This is a genomic window from Streptomyces rubrogriseus, from assembly GCF_027947575.1.
GTDB lineage: Bacteria > Actinomycetota > Actinomycetes > Streptomycetales > Streptomycetaceae > Streptomyces > Streptomyces rubrogriseus.
The window spans coordinates 1,794,714-1,812,791 of record NZ_CP116256.1; the positions used below are offsets into that span (position 1 = coordinate 1,794,714).

General features: G+C 71.9%; 13 protein-coding genes. 6 read left to right on the forward strand and 7 right to left on the reverse strand.

The features are described 5' to 3' along the window. Positions 1 to 111: 111 nt before the first annotated feature. The 5 genes from Sru02f_RS07815 to Sru02f_RS07835 all read left to right on the forward strand — a co-directional run bounded on the left by Sru02f_RS07815 (position 112) and on the right by Sru02f_RS07835 (position 9,909). Positions 112 to 1,116: a carbohydrate ABC transporter permease gene (locus Sru02f_RS07815; protein ID WP_003976584.1), complete on the forward strand. Its 1,005-nt coding sequence runs from the start codon at positions 112 to 114 to the stop codon at positions 1,114 to 1,116. 13 nt (positions 1,117 to 1,129) lie between these two features. Further along, complete coding sequence (locus tag Sru02f_RS07820; protein WP_109031726.1) at positions 1,130 to 2,041, forward strand: sugar ABC transporter permease; 912 nt, start codon at positions 1,130 to 1,132, stop codon at positions 2,039 to 2,041. A 136-nt stretch (positions 2,042 to 2,177) separates the two neighbouring features. Next, positions 2,178 to 3,860 (forward strand): glycoside hydrolase family 13 protein, encoded by a 1,683-nt coding sequence (locus tag Sru02f_RS07825; RefSeq protein WP_109031727.1) that lies wholly within the window; start codon positions 2,178 to 2,180, stop codon positions 3,858 to 3,860. 209 nt (positions 3,861 to 4,069) lie between these two features. Continuing rightward, positions 4,070 to 9,484, forward strand: a complete 5,415-nt coding sequence (gene pulA / locus Sru02f_RS07830; protein WP_167469510.1) for a pullulanase-type alpha-1,6-glucosidase — start codon at positions 4,070 to 4,072, stop codon at positions 9,482 to 9,484. A 65-nt stretch (positions 9,485 to 9,549) separates the two neighbouring features. After that, positions 9,550 to 9,909, forward strand: a complete 360-nt coding sequence (locus Sru02f_RS07835; RefSeq protein ID WP_109031729.1) for a 5-carboxymethyl-2-hydroxymuconate Delta-isomerase — start codon at positions 9,550 to 9,552, stop codon at positions 9,907 to 9,909. A gap of 18 nt (positions 9,910 to 9,927) precedes the next feature. On the opposite strand, the gene Sru02f_RS07840 is transcribed toward Sru02f_RS07835, so the two are convergent. The 6 genes from Sru02f_RS07840 to Sru02f_RS07865 form a co-directional block, all read right to left on the reverse strand. Further along, positions 9,928 to 10,374 (reverse strand): hypothetical protein, encoded by a 447-nt coding sequence (locus tag Sru02f_RS07840; protein WP_109031730.1) that lies wholly within the window; start codon positions 10,372 to 10,374, stop codon positions 9,928 to 9,930. Then, a complete protein-coding gene (locus tag Sru02f_RS07845; RefSeq protein ID WP_109031731.1) occupies positions 10,371 to 11,063 on the reverse strand; it encodes a TetR/AcrR family transcriptional regulator in 693 nt (230 codons plus the stop codon). Before Sru02f_RS07845 ends, Sru02f_RS07840 begins: the two co-directional genes overlap by 4 nt. A 66-nt stretch (positions 11,064 to 11,129) precedes the next feature. After that, entirely contained in the window at positions 11,130 to 12,263 is a 1,134-nt protein-coding gene (locus Sru02f_RS07850; RefSeq protein WP_109031732.1) for a PDR/VanB family oxidoreductase, read from the reverse strand. Then, positions 12,260 to 13,153, reverse strand: coding sequence for a metal-dependent hydrolase (locus Sru02f_RS07855; protein ID WP_109031733.1), 894 nt, complete (start codon positions 13,151 to 13,153; stop codon positions 12,260 to 12,262). The genes Sru02f_RS07850 and Sru02f_RS07855 overlap by 4 nt, the downstream gene beginning before the upstream one ends. Before the next feature lie 119 nt (positions 13,154 to 13,272). Beyond that, positions 13,273 to 15,204: a hypothetical protein gene (locus Sru02f_RS07860; protein WP_109031734.1), complete on the reverse strand. Its 1,932-nt coding sequence runs from the start codon at positions 15,202 to 15,204 to the stop codon at positions 13,273 to 13,275. Between the two features lie 91 nt (positions 15,205 to 15,295). Further along, the gene (locus Sru02f_RS07865; RefSeq protein ID WP_244941835.1) at positions 15,296 to 15,805 is read right to left on the reverse strand and encodes a tetratricopeptide repeat protein; all 510 of its coding nucleotides are present in this window, start codon (positions 15,803 to 15,805) and stop codon (positions 15,296 to 15,298) included. 134 nt (positions 15,806 to 15,939) lie between these two features. On the opposite strand from Sru02f_RS07865, the gene Sru02f_RS07870 reads away from it, so the two are divergent. Then, positions 15,940 to 16,386, forward strand: a complete 447-nt coding sequence (locus Sru02f_RS07870; protein WP_109031736.1) for a hypothetical protein — start codon at positions 15,940 to 15,942, stop codon at positions 16,384 to 16,386. Between the two features lie 75 nt (positions 16,387 to 16,461). Here the strand turns inward: Sru02f_RS07870 and Sru02f_RS07875 are convergent, their stop codons facing one another. Then, on the reverse strand, positions 16,462 to 17,970 hold the full coding sequence (locus Sru02f_RS07875) for a DUF1996 domain-containing protein (RefSeq protein WP_109031737.1): 1,509 nt from the start codon (positions 17,968 to 17,970) through the stop codon (positions 16,462 to 16,464). Between the last annotated feature and the right edge of the window lie 108 nt (positions 17,971 to 18,078).

An 18,078-nucleotide genomic window follows, 5' to 3' on the forward strand; every position in this document is an offset into this window, starting at 1 on the left:
ACCGACCGCCGGGCCCCCGCAGTGGGGGGAGGGGCCCGGCGGTCGCCGGCCGTGCGCCGCACCCCGACCGCAGACCCCTGACCTTCCCGATGCTCCCGAAGGTGTCGAACCATGACAGTCGCCATCGACCGCGCGACCGGCAAGCGCCGCGGTGACCGCACCCCGCGGCCCGGCCTCGGCCGGCGTCTGAAAGACGGCTACCAGAAGCACTGGTACGCCTACGCCATGATCGCGCCGGTGGCCGTCGTGATCGGCGTCCTCGTGCTGTACCCGCTGGGCTACGGCCTCTACCTCACCCTCACCGACGCCAACAGCCTCAACAGCGCGCGCACCATCGGCGTCAACGAGATCGAGGCCACCTACAAGTTCGTCGGCCTGGACAACTACGCCGACATCCTGTGGGGCCCGACGGCCTACGACCGGTTCTGGTCGCACTTCATCTGGACCATCGTGTGGACGGCGGTCTGCGTCGGCCTGCACTTCTTCATCGGCCTCGGGCTCGCGCTGCTGCTCAACCAGAAGCTGCGCGGCCGGACCTTCTACCGGCTGATCCTGGTCCTGCCCTGGGCCGTGCCCACCTTCGTCACCGTCTTCGGCTGGCGCTTCATGCTCGCCGACCAGGGCATCATCAACTCCGCCCTGGACTGGCTGCACCTGCCGACGCCCGCGTGGCTCGAGGACACCTTCTGGCAGCGTTTCTCCGCGATCATGGTCAACACCTGGTGCGGTGTGCCGTTCATGATGGTCTCGCTCCTGGGCGGCCTGCAGTCCATCGACAACAGCCTCTACGAGGCCTCCGAGATGGACGGCGCCAACGCCTGGCAGCGCTTCCGCTACGTCACCCTGCCCGGTCTGCGCTCGGTCAGCTCCACGGTCGTGCTGCTCGGCATCATCTGGACCTTCAACCAGTTCGCCGTGATCTTCCTGCTGTTCGGCAACACCGCCCCCGACGCGCAGATCCTCGTCACCTGGGCGTACCAGCTCGGCTTCGGACAGCAGCCGCGCGACTTCGCGCAGTCCGCGGCCTACGGCATCCTGCTGCTGGCCATCCTGATCGTCTTCACCTCCTTCTACCGCCGCTGGCTGAACCGCAATGAGCAGCAGCTCGCGAACTGAGGCAGGAGCCGCCATGAGTACAAGCACCGCGCCCACCGAGGCCCCCGCCGAGCAGGTCGCCGCGTCCACCGCGCCGCCGCGCAAGGTCCGCGGCCGCGGCGAACGCAGCCGCGCCGCGTCCCTCGCCTCCCACGGCGTGCTGACCCTCGCGAGCCTCGTCGCGCTCTTCCCGGTCGCCTGGCTGGTCTACCTGTCCCTCGGCCCGGACAAGAACGACTACCTGCACCCCGGACGCATCTGGTCGAAGATGACCTTCGACAACTACGCGTTCGTGCTCCAGGACACCAACTTCTTCGACTGGCTGAAGAGCTCGCTGATCGTCTCGCTGGGCACCACGGTCATCGGCGTCATGGTCGCCGCCACCACCGGCTACGCGGTCTCGCGGATGCGCTTCCCGGGCTACAAGAAGCTCATGTGGGTCCTGCTGGTCACCCAGATGTTCCCGATCGCGGTCCTGATCGTGCCGATGTACCAGATCCTGTCGAAGCTCCAGCTCATCGACAACTACTTCGGCCTGATCCTGGTCTACTGCTCGACCGCGGTGCCGTACTGCGCCTGGCTGCTCAAGGGCTACTTCGACACCATCCCGTTCGAGATCGACGAGGCCGGGCGGGTGGACGGGCTGACGCCGTTCGGCACCTTCTTCCGGCTGATCCTGCCGCTGGCCCGGCCGGGCCTCGCGGTCGCCGGCTTCTACAGCTTCATCACCGCGTTCGGCGAGGTCGCCTTCGCCTCGACGTTCATGCTGAGCGACACGAAGTACACCTTCGCCGTCGGACTGCAGAGCTTCGTCAGCGAGCACGACGCCCAGCGCAACCTGATGGCGGCCACCGCCGTGCTCGTCGCGATACCCGTCTCCGCGTTCTTCTACCTGGTGCAGAAGAACCTGGTGACCGGCCTCACCGCGGGCGGCACGAAGGGCTGACCGCCCCACCCGGAAATCGTCCGGCCGCGGTGCCCATCCGACCCCGCTGCACCGCGGCCGGCCGCCTCTTCCGCCACCGACGCCTCGACTCCGTACCGCTCCGTTTCGCTTCGTTTCGCTACGTACCAAGGACGACATGAGCCAGCAGCCTTCCGCCGCACCGGCCCCCACCTCCGCCGTCGCCACCGTCTCCGAGCGCCACGACTGGTGGCGGGACGCGGTCATCTACCAGGTGTACCCGCGCAGCTTCGCCGACAGCAACGGCGACGGCATGGGCGACCTGGAGGGTGTCCGCACCCGCCTGCCGTACCTGCGCGACCTGGGCGTGGACGCCGTGTGGCTCAGCCCCTTCTACGCCTCCCCGCAGGCCGACGCCGGTTACGACGTCGCCGACTACCGGGCCGTCGACCCCATGTTCGGCACCCTGCTGGACGCCGACGCGCTGATCCGCGACGCCCACGCGCTGGGCCTGCGCATCATCGTCGACCTGGTGCCGAACCACTCCTCCGACCAGTACGAGTGGTTCAAGCGCGCCCTCGCCGAGGGCCCCGGCTCCCCCTCCCGGGACCGCTACCACTTCCGCCCCGGCAAGGGCAAGAACGGCGAACTTCCGCCCAACGACTGGGAGTCCATCTTCGGCGGCCCCGCCTGGACCCGGGTCACCGAGCCCGACGGCACGCCGGGGGAGTGGTACCTGCACCTGTTCGCGCCCGAGCAGCCCGACTTCAACTGGGAGCACCCGGCCGTCGGCGACGAGTTCCGCTCCATCCTGCGGTTCTGGCTGGACATGGGCGTGGACGGCTTCCGCATCGACGTCGCCCACGGCATGGTGAAGGCCGAGGGCCTGCCCGACCTGGGGTCCCACGAGCAGTTGAAGCTGCTGGGCAACGATGTCATGCCGTTCTTCGACCAGGACGGCGTGCACGCCATCTACCGGCAGTGGCGCCGCATCCTCGACGAGTACAGCGGAGAGCGTATCTTCGTCGCCGAGGCGTGGACCCCGACCGTCGAGCGCACCGCCAACTACGTGCGCCCCGACGAGCTGCACCAGGCGTTCAACTTCCAGTACCTGGGCACCCACTGGGACGCCGAGGAGCTGCGCACGGTCATCGACCGCACCCTCGACGCCATGCGCCCCGTCGGCGCCCCCGCCACCTGGGTCCTGTCCAACCACGACGTCACCCGGCACGCCACCCGCTTCGCCAACCCGGCGGGCCTCGGCACCCAGATCCGCCTGGCCGGCGACCGCGAGCTGGGCCTGCGCCGGGCCCGCGCCGCCACCCTCCTCATGCTGGCCCTGCCCGGCTCGGCCTACGTCTACCAGGGCGAGGAGCTGGGCCTCCCGGACGTCGTCGACCTGCCCGACGAGGTCCGCCAGGACCCGGCGTACTTCCGCGGCGCGGGCCAGGACGGCTTCCGCGACGGCTGCCGGGTGCCGATCCCGTGGACCCGCGAGGGCTCCTCGTACGGCTTCGGCGACGGCGGCAGCTGGCTGCCGCAGCCGGCGGGCTGGGGCGAGCTGAGCGTCGAGGCGCAGACCGGTGAGCCCGGCTCGACCCTGGAGCTGTACCGCGAGGCCCTGGCCGTCCGCCGCTCCACCGCCGACCTCGGCGCGGGCGACGCGGTCGAGTGGCTGCGCGCCCCGGAGGGCGTCGTCGCCTTCCGGCGCGGGGACTTCGTGTGCGTCGCCAACACCACCGGCGAGTCGGTGGCGGTGCCCGCACACGGGCGCGTCCTGCTGGCCAGCGGGGAGATCACCGAGGCGGCCGGCGAGGCGAAGGTACCGGCGGACACGACGGTGTGGTGGACCCGCGCCTGACGCTCCCTGCGCACCGTTGAGGGCCCGCTGCTTCCCCCGGGGGAGCGGCGGGCCCTCGCGCGTCCGCCCGGCCTGTCCCGGTGACCCGGGCAAGTCCTGTGAAAATCCTTTCCGTTACTTTCGCAAGTCTTGCCGCAAGACTTGCGACGGCGTTACGGTCTCGCCGGGGTCGGACCCGAACGAGCCGTACTCGCAAGGAGCTCACGCCTGTGATACCGAGATGGCCGGTGCCTGCCACGCGCCGTACCGCACGAGTGAGACGGGTCGCGGCCGTCACCGTGACCGCGCTCGCCGCCGCCCTGCTTCCCCCGCTCGCCGCCCGGGCCGACGCCCCGCCCGCGCCCCCGTCCGACGCGAAGCTGGCGAAGACCGCCGCACGCCACGACCTGACGCGTGAGCAGTTCTACTTCGTCCTTCCGGACCGCTTCGCCAACGGGGACGCCGGGAACGACCGCGGCGGCCTGACCGGAACCCGGCTCGCCACCGGCTACGACCCCACCGACAAGGGCTTCTACCAGGGCGGCGACCTCAAGGGGCTGACCGAGAAGCTCGACTACATCAAGGGGCTGGGCACCACCTCCATCTGGATGGCGCCCATCTTCAGGAACCAGCCCGTGCAGGGCACCGGCAAGGACGCCTCGGCCGGCTACCACGGCTACTGGATCACCGACTTCACCCAGGTCGACCCGCACTTCGGCACCAACCAGGACCTCAAGAACCTCATCTCCAAGGCCCACGCCAAGGGCATGAAGGTCTTCTTCGACGTCATCACCAACCACACCGCCGACGTCGTCGACTACGAGGAGAAGTCCTACGACTACCTCTCCAAGGGTGCCTTCCCGTACCTGACCAAGGACGGGCAGCCCTTCGACGACGCCGACTACGCGGACGGCGAGCGCCGCTTCCCCCGCGTGGACGCCGGCTCCTTCCCGCGCACCCCGACGGTCCCGGCCGCCAAGAAGAACCTCAAGGTGCCGTCCTGGCTCAACGACCCGGCGATGTACCACAACCGGGGCGACTCCACCTGGGCCGGCGAGTCCGCCACCTACGGCGACTTCAACGGCCTCGACGACCTGTGGACCGAGCGTCCCGAGGTCGTCGACGGCATGGAGAAGATCTACCAGCGGTGGGTCAAGGACTTCGCCATCGACGGCTTCCGGATCGACACCGTGAAGCACGTCAACATGGAGTTCTGGACCCAGTGGGCGACCGCGCTGGACGCCTACGCCGCCAAGAGGGGCCGCGACGACTTCTTCATGTTCGGCGAGGTCTACTCCGCCGACACCTCCGTCACCGCGCCCTACGTCACCGAGGGCCGCCTGGACTCCACGCTGGACTTCCCCTTCCAGGACGCGGCCCGCGCCTACGCCTCCCAGGGCGGCAGCGCGCAGAAGCTCGCCTCCGTCTTCGGCGACGACTACAAGTACACGACCGACAAGGCCAACGCGTACGAGCAGGTCACCTTCCTCGGCAACCACGACATGGGCCGCATCGGGACCTTCCTGAAGCAGGACGACCCGGAGGCCACCGACGCCGAGCTGCTGAAGAAGGACCGGCTCGCCAACGAGCTGATGTTCCTCAGCCGCGGCAACCCGGTGATCTACTACGGCGACGAGCAGGGCTTCACCGGCGCGGGCGGCGACAAGGACGCCCGCCAGCCGATGTTCGCCTCCCGCACCGCCGACTACCTCGACGACGACCAGCTCGGCACCGACCGCACCCACGCCGAGGCCGCCTACGACACGAGCGCTCCGCTCTACCGGCAGATCAGCGCCCTCGCCGAGCTGCGCAAGGCCAACCCCGCCCTCGCCGACGGCGTCCAGACCGAGCGGTACGCGGCCGACGGCGCCGGGATCTACGCCTTCTCCCGCACCGACGCGAAGACCGGCACCGAGTACGTCGTCGCCTTCAACAACGCCGACACCGCGAGGAGCGCCACCTTCGGCACCGGCTCGGCGCACATGACCTTCCGCGGCCTGTACGGCACCGACGCCAACGTGAAGTCGGGCGTCGACAAGAAGGTCACCGTCACCGTCCCGGCCCGGTCGGCCGTCGTCCTCAAGGCCGCGGGCAGGCTCGCCCAGCCCGCCGCCAAGCCGACGATCACCCTGCACGCCCCGGACCCCGGCGCCACCGGCACCGTCGAGCTGACTGCCGACGTCGCGGGCGGCCGGCTCAACCGCGTCGTCTTCGCCGCCCAGACCGGGAACGGCAAGTGGCGCACCCTGGGCACCGCCGACCACGCCCCCTACAAGGTCACCCAGGCCATCGACGCGGACACCTCGGCCGGCACCGCCCTGCGCTACAAGGCGGTCGTCGTCGACTCGGCCGGCCGCACCGCGAGCGCCACGGCCGCCTCCACCACCGGCGCCCCGCCGGCCGAGGAGGTGCCCACCGCCGCCTCCCGGGACTACGCGGTCGTGCACTACAAGCGCGCGGACGGGAACTACGACGGCTGGGGCCTGTACGCCTGGGGCGACCTCGCCGACGGCGAGGCGACCACCTGGCCCGAGACCCACCCCTTCACCGGCCGCGACGCCTACGGCGCCTTCGCCCACGTCAAGCTCAAGCCGGGCGCGTCGAACATCGGCTTCCTCGTCGTCGACAAGGACGGCAACAAGGACGTCGCCGCCGACCGCACCATCGACGTCACCGAGACCGGCGAGGTGTGGATCGAGCAGGGCAAGGAGCAGGTCGCCACGGAGCGGCCCGAGTACCCGGCCCAGGACACCACCAAGGCCGTACTGCACTACCACCGCGCCGACGGGAACTACGACGGCTGGGGCCTGCACGTCTGGGGCGACGCCGCGCAACCGACCGACTGGGCCAAGCCGCTCCAGCCGGTCAGGACCGACCCCTACGGCGCGGTCTTCGAGGTGCCCCTCACCGAGGGCGCGAGCAGCCTCAGTTACATCGTCCACAAGGGCGACGAGAAGGACCTGCCCACCGACCAGGCCCTCGACCTCAAGGCCGACGGTCACGAGGTGTGGCTGCTGAGCGGCGAGGAGCAGTACCTGCTGCCGCAGCCCGCGGGCTCCGCTGCGGCCGTCGACCTCACCACATCCAAGGCCGTCTGGATCGACCGGAACACCGTCGCCTGGAACGGCTCCGACGGCGCCGCCTCCACCCAGCTGCTCGCCTCCCGCACCGGTTCCATCACCGCCGAGGGCGGCCGGCTCACCGGCGCCGACCAGCAGTGGCTCCGCCTCACCAAGAGCGCCCTCACCGACGCCCAGAAGGCGAAGTTCCCGCACCTGAAGGAGTACACCGCCTGGTCGGTCGACCCGCGCGACCGCGGCCGGGTCCGCGAGGCCCTGCGCGGCCAGGTCGTCGCCGCCCAGCGCACCGCCACCGGCGCCCTGCTCGCCGCGACGGGCGTACAGACCGCCGGTGCCCTGGACGACCTGTACGCGGACCGGGCGACCAAGGCCGACCTCGGCCCGGTCTTCCGGCACGGACGGCCCACCCTCTCCGTGTGGGCGCCGACCGCGCAGGACGTGAAACTGGAGATCGGCGACCGCACCGTGCGGATGCGCCGCGACGACGCCACCGGCGTCTGGTCCGCCACCGGTCCGAAGTCCTGGACGGGCAAGGCCTACCGGTACGCCGTGAAGGTCTGGGCGCCCACCGCGGGCAAGGTCGTCACCAACAAGGTCACCGACCCCTACTCCCTGGCCCTGACCACCGACTCCGAGCGCAGCCTCGTCGTCGACCTGGACGACCGCTCCCTCGCCCCGCGCGGCTGGAACGACTACGACAAGCCGAAGGCGGTGCCGCTCAGGGACGCCCAGATCCAGGAGCTGCACATCCGCGACTTCTCCGTCGCCGATGCGACCGCCGACGCGGATCACCGGGGCACCTACCTCGCCTTCACCGACGAGAAGAGCGCCGGTTCCAAGCACCTGCGCGAGCTGGCCGAGGCCGGAACCTCCTACGTGCACCTGCTGCCCGCCTTCGACATCGCCACCATCCCCGAGGAGAAGTCCGAGCAGACTGCGCCCGACTGCGACCTCGCCGCCCTCCCGGCCGACTCCGAGAAGCAGCAGGAGTGCGTGACGAAGGCCGCCGCCAAGGACGCCTTCAACTGGGGCTACGACCCGTACCACTACACGGTCCCCGAGGGCTCCTACGCCACCGACCCGGACGGCACCGGGCGCACCGTCGAGTTCCGCAAGATGGTCAAGGCCCTCAACGAGGACGGCCTGCGCGTCGTCATGGACGTCGTCTACAACCACACGGCCGCGAGCGGCCAGGCCAAGACCAGCGTCCTCGACCGGATCGTGCCCGGCTACTACCAGCGGCTGCTCGCCGACGGCTCGGTGGCCAACAGCACCTGCTGCTCGAACACCGCCACCGAGAACGCCATGATGGGCAAGCTCGTCGTCGACTCGGTCGTCACCTGGGCCAAGGAGTACAAGGTCGACGGCTTCCGCTTCGACCTCATGGGCCACCACCCGAAGGCCAACATCCTCGCGGTCAGGAAGGCGCTGGACGAGCTGACCCTCGCCAAGGACGGCGTCGACGGCAAGAAGATCATCCTGTACGGCGAGGGCTGGAACTTCGGCGAGGTCGCCGACGACGCGCGCTTCGTCCAGGCCACCCAGAAGAACATGGCCGGCACCGGCATCGCCACCTTCTCCGACCGGGCCCGCGACGCCGTGCGCGGCGGCGGTCCGTTCGACGAGGACCCCGGTGTGCAGGGCTTCGCCTCCGGCCTCTACACCGACCCGAACTCCTCGGCGGCCAACGGCACCGAGGCCGAGCAGAAGGCCCGCCTGCTGCACTACCAGGACCTGATCAAGGTCGGGCTGACCGGCAACCTCGCCGACTACTCCTTCACCGACACCGACGGCAAGGAGGTCAAGGGCTCCGAGGTCGACTACAACGGTGCCCCCGCCGGATACGCGGCGGCACCCGGCGACGCCCTCGCCTACGCCGACGCGCACGACAACGAGTCCCTCTTCGACGCGCTCGCCTTCAAGCTGCCGAAGGACACGTCCGCCGACGACCGGGCCCGCATGCAGGTCCTCGCCATGGCGACCGCCGCCCTGTCGCAGGGCCCGGCGCTCTCCCAGGCGGGCACCGACCTGCTGCGCTCCAAGTCGCTGGACCGCAACTCCTACGACAGCGGCGACTGGTTCAACGCCCTGCACTGGAACTGCGCCGACGGCAACGGCTTCGGCCGGGGGCTGCCACCCGCCGCCGACAACCAGGACAAGTGGCCCTACGCCAAGCCCCTGCTGGGCGCGGTCGAGGTCGGCTGCCCGCAGATCAACGGCGCCTCGGCGGCGTACCGGGACCTGTTGAGGATCCGCAGCGGTGAGCGGGACTTCTCCCTCGCCACGGCGGGGCAGGTGCGGACCCGGCTCTCCTTCCCGCTCTCCGGGGCGGGCGAGACACCCGGCGTGATCACCATGCGCCTCGGTGACCTCGTGGTCGTCTTCAACGCCACGCCCGAGCGGCAGGAGCAGCGCGTCGACGCGGCGGCCGGAACCGGTTACCGCCTGCATCCGGTGCAGGCGGCGGGTGCGGACGCGGTGGTGAAGGAGTCGGCGTACGCGGCGAAGACCGGCACGTTCACCGTGCCGGCCCGTACGGTCGCCGTCTTCCAGCGGGCCGGCTGACGGCAGGAGGTCTGCGGTTAGGGTGAGCCCTGCTGTTGACGTGCTGAACGTAAACGGGAGGGCTCATGCCGCAGATCACCGTCGACTACTCCGACCGGCTCGCCGGCGACTTCGACCGGCCCGGCTTCGCGCGGGCCCTGCACGAGGCCGTCGTCGAGATCGCGGCCGCGAAGCCGCCGGCCTGCAAGACGCAGTTCCGCCGCACCGAGGACACCGTGGTCGGCCCCGACGCCGAGGGGCACGCCGTCGTGCACGTCACGCTCGGGCTGCTCGCGGGCCGCACCGACGAGACCAAGGTGCGGCTGACCGAGGCCGTCCTGGAACTGCTGCGGCAGTACGCCAAGCCGGGCGACGGCCTCGCCCTGCACGCCTCCGCCGAGGTCCGCGACCTGGACCCGTCCTACCGGAAGTTCGAGACCGAGTAGCGGGACGGGCACCGGGCCTCACGGCAGGTCGCGGCGGCCCAGCCAGGCCGGCCGCACCGGCACCCCGTCCGCGTCCAGCTCGGGCTCCCGCGCGCCGTCGGGGGCGGGCGGGGCCGCCTCGGCCACCGGCTCCGGGGCCGCCTCGGCCTCGGGTTCCGGCTCGGGCTCGGATGCCTGCGGCGCCGCGGAGTCCGTCAGCAGCTCCGCCACCGTGAACCGGGTGACGAACGACTGCCAGGCCCCGTCCACGACGAGCAGGAACCCGTCGCCGACCCGCAGCAGGCGACGGCGACGGGGACTGAGGGGGTGGGTCGGGGAGTAACTCCGCGCCCGCCGCTCCAGCTCCGCGAGCGCCTCCTCGCGGGACCCGGCGACGTGCGCCACCACCTGGGCCTCCGTGTGCTTGCGCTCCCCGGTGCCCATGGTCGTCTCCACGACCAGCCCCCAGGCCGGCGCGGTACTCACCGGGCCGACAGCGCGAGCAGCCGGTCCACCAGGTCCCCGAACGGGCCGTCGTCCGGCTCGTCGGCGAGGACCCGGCGGACGAGGGCGCCCATCTCCTCGTCGTAGGCGGCGCTCACCGCCATCAGCGCGGCGAAGTCGTGCACGAGCTGCGCCTCCAGCTCGGCGCGCGGGATGCGACGCCCGTCCAGCCAGAGCAGCGCGGTCGACTCGGCGAGCGAGATCCAGGAGCGGACGACCAGTTCCAGCCGCGCGGGCGGCTCGGTGACGTCCAGGTGCGAAAGGATCTGGACATACGCGGCCTGCCGTACGGAGTCCACCAGCGCGTTGGTCGTGGTCGAGCCCACGGCCGGGCCGCCGCGCATCAGGGCCGAGAAACCCGGGCCGTGCTCGTCGACGAAGTCGAAGTAGCGGCCCATCACGCGCAGCAGCCGCGCGCCCAGCGGACCCTGGCGCGGCTCCACGAACCGGTCCGCCAGATCGTCCGAGGCGCGCTGCAACGCGGCCTCGTACAGGCTGAGTTTGCCGGGGAAGTAGTGGTAGACCAGCGGGCGCGAGATGCCCGCCGCCGACGCGATCTCGTCGATCGAGACCTCGTCGGGCGAGCGGCGGCTGAACAGATCGAGCGCGACGCCGATCAACTGCTGCCGCCGCTCCTCGACGCCCATTCTGCGGCGCACCCCGATAGTCATACGAACACCTTACCGATCGAATCCGGCCCCGAACGGGCCGGACCGGGCATCGGCCTTCATCGGCGTTCACATGTCGAGCACGAGCCGGGTGCCGTGGCACCGGGACACGCAGATGAGCATCGAGTCGCCGCGTTCCGAGTCGGTCAGCAACTCGTCCCGGTGGTCGATCTCGCCCTCCAGCACCTTCTGTTGGCAGGTCCCGCACCAGCCCTGCTCGCAGGAGTACGGGGTGTTCGGCAACTCGGTGCGCACGGCGGCCAGCACCGAGGAGTCGCCGGGCACGTTCAGCGTCCGCCCGCTGCGGCGCAGCTCGACCTCGAACTCCGCGTCGCCGTCGGCCGTCGTACGCGGCGCGAACCGCTCCAGGTGCAGCGCGACGCCCGCCGGGAGGCGCTCCTCCACGGCCGCCATCAGGCCCTCGGGACCGCAGCAGTACACGGCCGCGCCCCCGGGGAGGTCCGCCAGGAAGGCGTCGAGACCGGGCCGCCCGTCCTCGTCCTCCGCGACGACGGTGACCCTCCCCCAGCCTCCGGCCGGGGGGACCCCCATCTCGCTTCGCTCGCCGTCCGGGTCCAGCTTCTCGATCTCCTCCAGGAACGGCATCGACGCCCGCGTCCGCCCGCCGTACAGCAGCCGCCAGTCGGTGCCCTCGGGCAGGGACCGCAGCATCGGCAGCAACGGCGTGATGCCGATGCCCCCGGCGACGAACGCGTAGGCGGGCGCCCCGACCAGCGGGAAGCGGTTGCGCGGTCCGCGCACCTCCAGTTCCGTCCCCTCCTGCACCTGCTCGTGCACCTCGCGCGAGCCGCCCCGCCCGTCCTCGACCAGCCGCGCGGCCACGGTGTACGACGAGGTGTCCTCCGGGTCGCCGCACAGCGAGTACTGGCGTACCAGGCCCGAGGGCAGCACCAGGTCCAGGTGGGCGCCCGGCTCCCAGCGCGGCAGGTCGGTCCCCTCCAGGCGCAGCCGCACCACCCCGTCGGCCAGCCGCTCGTGCGCGGTCACCAGCAGCGTCAGCGCGCGGGAGCGGGGCCGCCCGGAGACCGGCGGGTCCAGCGCGGGCAGCGGCCACAGCGGCGAGCCCTGGACGCGGCGCCGCAGCGCCCGGCGGCCGACGAGCGCGGCACCGGCCGTACCGGCCGCGAGGAGCAGCGCCGTCGTCCGCCTCGGAGTCGGCCTCGGGCTCGGGTTCGGGCTCATGCGGCACCTTCCTGGGACTTCTCGGCGGCCGAGGCGGCGGCCACGGCGGCGGGGGAGGCGGCGAGGTAGGCGACGGCCTGCTCGGTGGAACACTCCTTGGACGGGTGGTAGGCGCGGCTCAGATAGCCGGGTATGGAACGCGTGATCGCGCCGGTGGACGGCAGCAGACCCTGCCGGCCGCGTCGGTGGAAGTCCCGGAAGGTGGCCCTGCCGTCGGCGAGCGTCGGGTCGTTCGCCATGAAGAACCGGGTCCCGCGCTGCCAGAGGAACACCAGCGCGGTGAACGCGGTCGCCCAGGTCCGCACCCGCCGCGCGTAGTCCCCGTCCACGTGCACGAACAGGTCGAAGGCGACGGACCGGTGCTCGACCTCCTCGGCACCGTGCCAGCGCAGCAGGTCCAGCATGGTCGGATCGGCGCCCCGCCGGTCGAGCGCCTCGGCGTTCAGCACCCAGTCGCCGAGGAAGGCCGTGTAGTGCTCGATCGCCGCGATCAGCGCCACCCGCTCCAGCAGCCACCACCGCCGCGGGCGGCCCGGCGGCAGGGTGCGGTCGCCGAGCAGTTTCTCGAAGAGCCAGTCGACCTGCGCCGTGTACGGCGTCGGGTCGAGCCCCTGGTCCCGCAGGTGCGGCAGCACCTCGTCGTGGGCCTGGGAGTGCATCGCCTCCTGCCCGATGAACCCGATGACGTCCTCGCGCAGCCGCTCGTCCCGGATGTACGGCAGCACCTGCTTGTAGACGTGCACGAACCACCGCTCCCCGGCGGGCAGCAGCAGGTGCAGCACGTTGATGGTGTGGGTCGTGAACGGGTCCCCCGGCACCCAGTGCAGCGGGGTGTCCTCCCAGGCGAAGGACACCTTCCGCGCCTTGAGCGGGACATGCTTGTTAGACATGGCGTCAATGTACTGACGGGTACGGCCCGGCGGAACCCTCCTGCCGGTACTTGTTGACGCCAGTGTCAGCTAGTGGTGGGGGTGAGCGCGGGACGGGTGAGCACGGGGGCGGGCGGGTTCTAGCGCAGGCCGCCGATCGTCCGCCCGCCGTCCAGCGTGCCCGTCAGCTCGGCCCGCGCGCCCTGCTCGGCCTTGGCGGTCAGCAGGTTGCCGTCGGCGGAGTCGCTGATGCCGCCCGTGGCCGCGATCGACTCGGTGTCGGGGCCGCCCGCCGCCAGCAGGTACCAGTGCCCGCCCTCCGACTTCCACAGCACCCCGGCCAGCACCTGCGGATCACGCTCGCCGCAGGCCGGCACGTCCTGTGCCTTCGCCGCCACCGCGCCCTGCACGCCGCCCGGCGTCCGGAACTGCGCCAGCACCCGGGCCCCCTCGCCGCGCCAGGTCTCGGCGCGGGTGCACACCCACGCGCCCGACCCCGTCCCGTCGGGCAGCGGCTGCGTCGCGAACTCCCAGGCGTTCACCGACCGCACCCCCTGCCCGCGCACCGCGCCCAGCGAGCACGCGTACGGCGCCCAGGCGTCCAGCGCCTTCGCCCCCGAGGCGTCCTTCGCCGCACCGGGACGCCCGGTGGTGAGCCGGGCCGGCACCAGCTCGCCCAGGTCGGTCACCACCCGGGTGTCCGATCCGTCGGTCAGCTCCAGCGCGTTCCACGACGTACAGGCCCCGGACTGCTGCTGCACCGGGCTGGCCAGCGGGGACGTCACGCCGTCGGTGAGCGTCAGCTCCCTGGCCCCGGAGTCCGGCTCGACGAGATCGCGCGCCGCCGCCTTCGTCACCCAGGGCGCCGTCAGATACCGCACGTTGCCGTCGGCGCGCCCCAGCACCACCGCGGTCGCCGCGGCCCGGCCGGCCCCGTCGGTCCGCGCGAAGTCCAGGGCGGCACCGGCGGAACCGTCCTTCGGCTCCGCGTACCGGACCAGGCGCAGACCGTCGTGCAGGATCACCACCCGCGCGGTGTCGACCTCCCCCGCGTACAGCAGCTGCGGCGGACCGGCCGGACCCCCGGTCTGGGTCCCCGGCGTCGCGGACACCCCCACGCTCTCACCGGGCCGGGCCCAGACGGCGAGGGCGCGGCGCAGCAGCTCCTCGTCGCCGGTGAGGCCGCCCCGGGCCGGCCACACCGAGAAGTCCGTGCGCGCGGACGTCTCCCAGGCGGCCGGCGCGGCCTTCGTCAGCCTGCCCGGATCGAGCGCGGCCTCGGCCGCCGGGTTCTGCGCGTACGGCGGCGCCGCGGCACCGTCCGGGCCCCAGCCGTCCCCGGGCAGGCCGAGCAGTGCCCCGCACACCACCAGCGCCGCCCCGGCGACCAGCGCGGCCTTCGTGTGCTGCCGCCGGCGCAGCAGATCGGTCGGCCGGGCCTGCAACGAGCAGGGGTCGAACTCGGGGGAGCCGAGCAGCCCGTACTGACCCGGCACCCCGTCGGCCTCGCGCAGCGCGGCGTCCGGGTCGGCGACCCCGGCGGCCCGCAGCACCTGCCGCACCCCGTCGTCGGGGAGCCGCTCGAGACCGCGCAGCACGTACGCCGCCCGGCCCGGCCCGGAGAGCCCGGACAGCCGCTGGTCCAGGGCGAGTTCGTCCGCGCCGCCCGAGCGCGGGAAGAGCTTGAGGCCCCTGACGTGGGGCAGCAGCGGCGGCAACTGGGACCGCCGGGGCCACGCCCGGCGCCGCAACGGGAGCCCCGCCTCCAGCGCCGTACGCACCACCCGCAGCCGGACCAGCGCGTACCCGGGGTCGACCTGGCGGCCGGTCGACTGGGCCGGGATCACCGGGGTGGTCGTCCGGCTCCGGGGCAGGGCGCGCTGGGTGAGGGCGTGCGCGGACAGGACGCGGCGACCCCGGCCGAGACCCGGCGGGAGCACCAGGTAGGCCAGCCGCGCCAGACGCGGATAGTGCTCGACGAGCGCGGCCTCGGCCTGCTCGACGTCGACGACCGGGTCGGCCGAGGAGGCGGAGGACGGTGCGGGGCGCGGGGCGACATCCTGTGGCTGCACGTTCAGCAGAACGAGCGAACGGGGCGATGGTCACCGTACGACCACCGCCCCGGGATGCGGGGATGCGGGGGTTCGGGGGTTCGGGGGTGCGCTACTCCTCCGGCTCCACCAGCAGCCGCGCGTAGTTGGCCATCGACCTCTGGTAGCGCGGCAGATGGGGTGCCAGCGCGCCGAGCACCAGGGACAGGCCCTCGCGGTCGCGGCCCATGCTCGACAGGCAGAGCGCGAGCGTGGCGCGCACGGCGTCGTCCAACTCGTCCGACGGGGCGACCAGTTCCGGCGAGAGCAGCTTCACGCCCTCCTCCGGGTGCCCGGTGTTCCGCAGCGAGCTGGAGAGCTGGATCTTCGCCCGCCGCCCCTTGTAGGCGCTCGCCTCGCCGAGTCCGCGCTCCAGCGCCTCGCGGTACAGCGGCACCGCCCGGTCGGAGTGGCCCGTGGAGTCCCAGGCGCAGGCCCGCTCGAACAGGCCGAGGGGGCTGTCCGCGGGCAACTCGTCGGCGAGGGCGTCGACGACCGCCCGGAAGTCGGCCGCGTCCTCCTCGGCGTAGTCGTCGAACGCCGCCCAGGCGGCTCTCACCCGCTCTTCCCAGTCCTGGTCCACGGCCCCACTCTCGCACGGCGGCCGCACAACGGCACCCGGACTCCTGAGTACTTCGCGCCCCGTGCCCGTATCGATGACGGGGCCCCTCGCCGGGGCTCCGTGCGGCATGTCGCCCCACCGGACCGGAGGAACACATGAGGCTGACCCGACCGATGCTCGCACCGGCCGCCCTGGCGGCGGTCCTGGCGCTGACGGGCTGCGGCGCCGACGGGGACGGCGCGGACACCGTGCCCGCGACGGCGACCGGCAGCCTGGAACACCTGGCCGCCGAGGCCGAGTGCACCCCGAACATGCAGACCGACGCCGACACCATCCGCCAGGCCCTGTGCGGGAAGGGCGACGGGAAGTACGTCCTCGCCACCTTCTCCACCGACCGCGGCCAGCGCGAGTGGATCAACACGGCCAAGGACTACGGCGGCTTCTACCTCGTCGGCCGCAAGTGGGTCGCCGTCGGCCACGAGGACGTGGTGGCCGACCTGCGCGGCACCCTCGGCGGAACCCTGGAGCAGGGCGTCCAGCACGGGGGCGGCGGCGCCGGGCACTCGGCCGGGCACGGCGAACACGCCGGGCATTCCGGCTGACCGGACGCGGACGCGCGAAGGGGGCCGGTGACGGAAATCCGTCACCGGCCCCTCCCTGCAACCGGGCCGGTACCGCTACTGGCAGTCCTCGCCGCGGTTGATGCAGTCGACCACCTCGTTCATCAGGTCCTCGTCCATGACGTTGATGAAGTCGTTGTGATCCGTGATCGGCTTGTGCAACTGCTCCGGGAAGCTGTCCACGGCGTACGGGTTCTGCACCTGGCCGTTCTCGACGGTCGGGGCCGGAATGTCGTACGCGAGGCGGATCTGCAGCTGGGGCACGGCCTGGAAGCCGTTCGCGCAGCTGCCGTCCTCCTGGACGAACGCCATGTGGTCCCGGTGGTTGGCGCTGTCGATGTTCTGGCCGTCCCAGCAGCTCTGGAAGTTGACCGTGCGCAGCACCTGGCTGCCGTCGGGGCAGAGCGGGTACTTGTCCGTCACCTGCCGGTCCTCGAAGCCGGAGCAGCTCCACGAGGTGTTGGCGTTGGCGTCGCCGTTGGTGAAGGACTTGGCGTCGCCGGTGATGACGCGCAGGAACTTCGGCATCGCGACCACGTCGCCCTGCCGGCTGCCGACGAACCTGATCTGGGCCTCGGCCGGCTTGAGGATCTTGCCGATGTTGCCCTCGGCGCCACCGCCCTGGTCGTTCGCGTCGAACTCCTGGGTACCGTCCTGGAGGCGCAGCACCGGCCAGTAGTAGGTGGACTTGTCGCCCTGGTTCTGGCACGAGGTGTCCGCGTTGGCGAGATCCTCGTCGCTGGAGAAGGCGTCGTTGTCCTGGTTGCCGACGTAGTCGTGCGTGTGGTGCGCGCCGTTGTCGACACCCGGGGCGGCGATCAGGTTGTCGCTGTTGAACAGGTTGTTCTCGTTGACGCCGCAGTCCGTGGTGAAGCTGCCGGTGGAACCGCCGTCGCCGTCGGCGGCCAGGCCGTTGCGGCTGTCGCGGGAGTTCGGCTGGACGTCGTTGATGTCGACGAAGTCGTCGGCGACCGGGCCCGCGACGCCGTTGCCGTTGTCGTCGTCGCCCTCCTGGTCCTGACCGCCGCCGTCCTGCCCGCCGTCCTGGCCGCCCCCGTTCTGGCCGCCGCCGTTCTGGCCGCCGCCGTTCTGCTGGTCCGCGGGACGTCCCTGGCAGCCCGCCAGCTCGTCCAGGTTGTCGTCGGCCTTGCCGCCGGCCCGGTTGATCTCCAGCTGGATCCGGTCGATGATCGCCTTCCGCCGGTCCTTGAGCGGGCCCAGAATGGTGTTCTGCACGAACTGCGAGTCACCCGCCTGCGCCCGCCGGGTGGTGGCCAGGCGCTGGTAGGCGTTGGTGATCTGGCTGTCCATCGTGGCCAGTTCGCCGTCCACCTCCCCGCGCGCCCGGTCCGGCACGTCACGGATCTTCTGGCCGACGTCGGGGCAGTCGATCGTCGCGACCTGCGCGCCGGCCGACCTGGTCCGGTTGTGACCCCCGTGATCCTCGTGCGCCGAAGCGTAGAAGTTGGCCCAGACCAGCCCGCCCCCGCCGACCGCCAGGGCCGCCGCCCCGGCTACGATCTTGGTCGCCAGCGGCGTACGGCGTTTTCTCGTGTTGCGTCCCATGGAACTCCTCAAACTTCCTTGCGGGGGCATCGCTTGCGGGGCATCGAGGGCGCCCGACAGGAGTGAAGCGGCTCCCATCCATACGGAAGCCGCTCCGGAGGTGTTCAC